Here is a 4985-nt window from a genome sequence, read left to right on the forward strand (position 1 = left end):
CACACGGTGGTGGTCTCCGCCGACGGACTCCTCCTCGCGATGTCCGACGGCTTCCCGCGCGACCGCGCCGACCAACTGGCGGCGGTGGCGTCCGGACTGACGTCGCTGACGGCCGGCGCCTCGCGGATCTTCGAGGGCGGCTACGTCAACCAGACGGTGGTGGAGATGGAGCGCGGCTTCCTCTTCATCATGTCCATCTCCGACGGCTCGGCGCTGGCCGTGCTGGCGCACCCGGAGTGCGACATCGGTCTGGTGGGTTACGAGATGGCCCTGCTCGTCGACCGGGCGGGCGCCGTGCTGACCCCGGACCTGCGCGCGGAGCTGCAAGGCAGCCTGCTGAACTAGCGGACAATCGATGCACGTTGCACGCTCGCCGGGCTATGGTGCGTCGAGTGCAGTGATGCTCCGGCACGCCGTCGGGGAAGGGGAACGCAGTGGCAGCGCACCAACAGGTACCTCACGGCGGTGAGGACTGGCGATACGGGTACGGCCAGCAGTCCCACCAGCCGGGCATGCCGCCGCAGCACGGGGCCTCCCCGCGCCCGTGGGCGCCGGACGTACCGTACGCCGCCCCTGGCGTGCCCCCGGCACCGGGACAGCCGCAGCCCCCGTCCCCGCCGCCGTACGGTGGCGGCGGCCCGGCGCAGCACCGCGGCCAGCCCGCGTCCGCACCGGCGCCGCAGACCCAGCCGGCGCCCGCCGCCCGCGCCCCGCGCGCGGCCCGGGGCCCGCAGTCGCGGCTGGTGCGCCCGTACGCCGTGACCGGCGGCCGGACCCGGCCGCGTTACCAGCTCGCCATCGAGGCACTGGTGCAGACCACTGCCGATCCCTCCCGGCTCACTTCCCAGCTCCCCGAGCACCAGCGCATCTGCCGACTGTGCTATGAACTCAAGTCGGTCGCGGAGGTCTCCGCGTTGCTGACCCTCCCGCTGGGCGTCGCGCGCATCCTCGTGGCCGACCTCGCGGAAGCCGGCCTGGTCACGATCCACCAGCCGGGCGGCGGCGACGCCGCGGGGGGCCAGCCAGATGTGACTTTGCTCGAAAGGGTGCTCAGTGGACTTCGCAAGCTCTAGTGGTGTGGCCGATTCTTCTCCGGCTCGTGCGACCACGTCGGCGAAGATCGTGGTGGCGGGTGGTTTCGGGGTAGGGAAGACCACGTTCGTGGGTTCGGTGTCGGAGATCAATCCGCTGCGTACTGAGGCGGTGATGACGTCGGCGTCTGCGGGGATCGATGATCTGTCGCAGGTGTCGGGGAAGACCACGACGACGGTGGCGATGGACTTCGGGCGTATCACGTTGGATCAGGATTTGATCCTGTATCTGTTTGGGACGCCTGGTCAGGATCGTTTCTGGTTCATGTGGGACGATCTGGTGCGTGGTGCCATCGGTGCGGTGGTGCTGGTGGATACGCGGCGGTTGGCGGATTGTTTCCCGGCGGTGGATTACTTCGAGAACTCGGGGTTGCCGTTCGTGATCGCGTTGAACGGGTTTGACGGTCATCAGCCGTACTCGCCGGATGAGGTGCGTGAGGCGCTGCAGATCGGGCCGGAGACGCCGATCCTGACCACGGACGCCCGGCAGCGCTCGGAGTCCAAGTCCACGCTGATCACACTCGTCGAGCACGCGCTGATGGCCAGGCTGCGCTGAGCGAGCCGGGCGGCCCGGGCGGACGCTGCGGGGCCGGAGACGTCACCAGGGGCAGGTTGCACCGTGCGGTGCCGCCTGCCCCTGAGGCGTTGATAACGTTTGGAAGCAGATTGAGGGGGTGCGTTGCACAGGATGCAGGCGGTCGACTCCATTCCGCTGATGCCGTGGCTGCGCTTTGTCGGACGGTGCCGCTTACGCCCCATTTGACGGTGCCTGCGTGATCGTACGAAGTCCTCTCCAGGCGTTTGGCAGGAGCCGCGCGGCGTGCTGGAATTCGAGGAACTGACCCGAGAGTAGGCCGAGAGGTTGTTGGTTCGGTGAGGCGCAGCAGCAAGGGCCCCGCGCAGGAGCCGCGGGGCAACTTCAGCCCGCCGTCGCGCGCGGCGGCGCCGCCCCCTGCCGGGGCGCAGCCGGCCCCCCCGCCGCCGAGCGGCAGCCGGTTCTCACCCCGTAACTGGCGGGTGGTCACCCGGCTGAACGCGATCCTGCTGATTCCGGTGCTGGTGGCCATCGTCTTCGCGGGCTTCCAGGTGAACGACTCCGTCGACACCTGGCAGGAGGCCCAGGACGCGGAGAACACCGCCAAGGTGGCCAAGGCCGCGGGGGACTACGCCGACCTCATCATGGCGGAGCGTGACGTCTCCGTGCAGCCGCTGCTCCACGGCGACCGCGAGGCGAGCCGGGTGACCGAGGCGCGCAAGGCCACCGACGCCGCCGCGGCCGAGTTCGACCGGCAGGTCGAGAACATGCCGGACAAACCCGGCCTCCACCGCCGTCTGGACGCCTTCCGGGAGCAGGAGAAGAACCTCCCGCGGATGCGGGAGGCGGCGTTCACGCCCCAGGCGCCGGGGACCCAGACCCACCTCGGGTACGCGGCGATCTACCGCCCGCTGATGACCTTCGCCAACGAGCTGGGCCTGGGCACGACCAACATCACCAGCTACGGCCGCGCGATGTACGCCATCTCGCTCTCCAAGTCCGGCGCCTCCCTGGTCCGCTCCCTCGGCACCGAGCTGCTGGTCAGCCCGCCCGAGAAGGCAGGGGTGCTGGCCGAGGAGAAGACCGCGCTCGGCTCCTTCGCCTACCTGGAGCCCATCGCCCTCGACGAGTTCAAGTCCGGCAGCACCGCCGCCGACAACCGCGTGCTTGAGGACGCGCTGGCCGACCAGGAGGAGAAGGCCAGGCAGCGGCTCGCCGAGGCGCAGCGGGAGGCCGAGGACGGCGGCGGCGAGTTCACCGCGCCGCCGGAGCCCGCGAAGATGCTCGCCGGCCTCACCAGCCTCGGGGAGGGCGTCACGCCGGAGGACCTCGCCGAGCAGGGCATCACCCCGCAGACGTGGTACGCGGCCACGAGCGTGCCCATCGACGCGTACCGCACCGTTGAGATCGACTTCGCCGACCGCGCCGTGGCCGAGGCCCACGACATCGTCGAGTCCGCCAAGCGCGACACCGTCGTCGGCGCCGCCATCGCCGTCGGCGCGCTGCTCATCGGCTTCGTCATCGCCGCGCTGATGGCCCGCTCGATGGCCCGCAGCATGCGGCTGCTGCGCAACTCGGCGTTCGGCATCGCCGAGCAGCGGCTGCCGATGCTGGTCGACCAGCTCTCCCGGACCGACCCCGGCCGGGTGGACACCCGCGTGCAGCCGATCCCGCTGCACAGCAGGGACGAGATCGGCGAGGTCGCCCGCGCCTTCGACCAGGTGCACCGCGAGGCGGTCCGGCTGGCCGCCGAGCAGGCGCTGCTGCGCGGCAACCTCAACGCGATCTTCACCAACCTCTCCCGGCGCAACCAGGGCCTCATCGAGCGCCAGCTCGAGCTGATCTCCGGCCTGGAGGACCACGAGGCGGACCCGGAGCAGTTGGAGAACCTGTTCCACATGGACCACCTCGCCACCCGCATGCGCCGCAACGGCGAGAACCTGCTGGTGCTCGCGGGCGAGGACACCGGCCGGCACATGGACGAGGCGGTCCCGCTCGTCGACGTGCTACGCGCGGCGACCTCGGAGGTCGAGTCGTACGAGCGCATCGAGCTGGAGGGCGTACCCGACAGCGAGATCCACGGCAGCGCCGTCACCGACCTCGTGCACCTGCTCGCCGAGCTGCTGGAGAACGCCACCACGTTCTCCTCGCCGCACACCAAGGTCCGGGTCACCGCCACCCGGCTGCCGGACCGCCGGGTGATGGTCGAGATCCACGACAAGGGCATCGGCCTGACCGCCGAGGACTTCGCGGACATCAACCACCGGCTCGCCGACCCGCCCACCGTGGACGTCGCGATCTCGCAGCGCATGGGCCTGTTCGTGGTCGGCAGGCTCGCCGACCGGCACGGCATCCGCGTGCAGTTGCGCCCCTCCGGCGAGCAGTCGGGCACCACCTCGCTGGTGATGCTGCCCGAGGCCATCGCCTTCGGCGGCGCCACCGAGGCGCCCGAGCAGCAGGACGAGTTCACCGTCTCGCGCATCGTCGCCGACCGCCCGTCCTTCCAGCCCGCGGGCAACGGCTTCGCCGGCGGCCGGCCGCGCAGCGCGGTGGAGCTGGGCTTCGACGACTCCTCGTATCAGCAGGCCCCCCAGGTGGAGGGCCCGCGCCCGGCGATGCCGGCGCTCGGCGGGCAGGAGGGGGTCTTCGACCCCATCCAGCGCTCGCTGCTGCGCGAGGAGCGCAGGGCCGCGCTCGAAGCGGCGGCACAGGACCGTACCCCGGCCTTCCACGAATCAGAAGCGGAGGCAGTGGGTACCGATGCCTTCACGCCCGGGGGCATCTCACCGGAGCCCGCGTACGATACCTACGCCCAAGCCCAGCCCGGCACCGCGCCGAACCACTGGACGGGGCAGGGCGCGTACGACAGTCCGGCAGAACCGGAAACGGAATCTCCGGCAGGGTTCGGCACCGGCCGCAGGGGCTTCGGCTTCGGCGCACCGGAGCCGGCGCCGGAGGACGACGAGTGGAGGTCGGCGAACGACGAACGCTGGGAGCGTGCCGAGCAGGTGCGCGAACCGAAGGCGGGCGGGGTCACACCCGCGGGCCTTCCCCGGCGGGTGCCCCGCCAGAACCTGGTGGAGGGCACCGCGGAGCAGGCCCCGCTGGGAGGCCCACAGGTCTCCCGGGCCCCGGAGGACGTACGCGGCAGGCTGAGCAATCTGCGCCGCGGGGTCCAGCAGGGCCGCCAGCAGAGGCCGCAGCAGGATGACGGACCGGGCGTGGGCCCCGGCACATACGATCAGGAGCGTTAGGTGAGCCCGATGAGCCAGGCGGCGCAGAACCTGAACTGGTTGATCACTAATTTCGTGGACAACACCCCGGGGGTGTCGCACACGGTGGTGGTCTCCGCCGACGGA

General features: G+C 71.0%; 4 protein-coding genes and 1 pseudogene. All 5 read left to right on the forward strand.

Going from position 1 to position 4985, the window contains the following annotated elements:
• The coding region (locus tag B124_RS36795; protein WP_496507372.1) for a roadblock/LC7 domain-containing protein at positions 1-345 on the forward strand (345 nt) is incomplete at its 5' end.
• Positions 346-512: 167 nt separating this feature from the next.
• Complete coding sequence (locus tag B124_RS36800; RefSeq protein ID WP_496507373.1) at positions 513-1073, forward strand: DUF742 domain-containing protein; 561 nt, start codon at positions 513-515, stop codon at positions 1071-1073.
• A complete protein-coding gene (locus B124_RS36805) occupies positions 1054-1647 on the forward strand; it encodes a GTP-binding protein (RefSeq protein WP_496501167.1) in 594 nt (197 codons plus the stop codon). Before B124_RS36800 ends, B124_RS36805 begins: the two co-directional genes overlap by 20 nt.
• A gap of 461 nt (positions 1648-2108) precedes the next feature.
• The gene (locus B124_RS36810) at positions 2109-4880 is read left to right on the forward strand and encodes a sensor histidine kinase (protein ID WP_496507374.1); all 2772 of its coding nucleotides are present in this window, start codon (positions 2109-2111) and stop codon (positions 4878-4880) included.
• Positions 4881-4889: 9 nt separating this feature from the next.
• Positions 4890-4985, forward strand: a pseudogene (locus B124_RS36815) (roadblock/LC7 domain-containing protein); the annotation flags it as partial.

The organism is Streptomyces sp. CNP082 (assembly GCF_059570535.1).

Excerpts from the sequence above, each read along its gene's own strand:
- B124_RS36800 (WP_496507373.1), top strand. The coding sequence starts at position 513 with ATGCCGCCGCAGCACGGGGCCTCCCCGCGCCCGTGGGCGCCGGACGTA.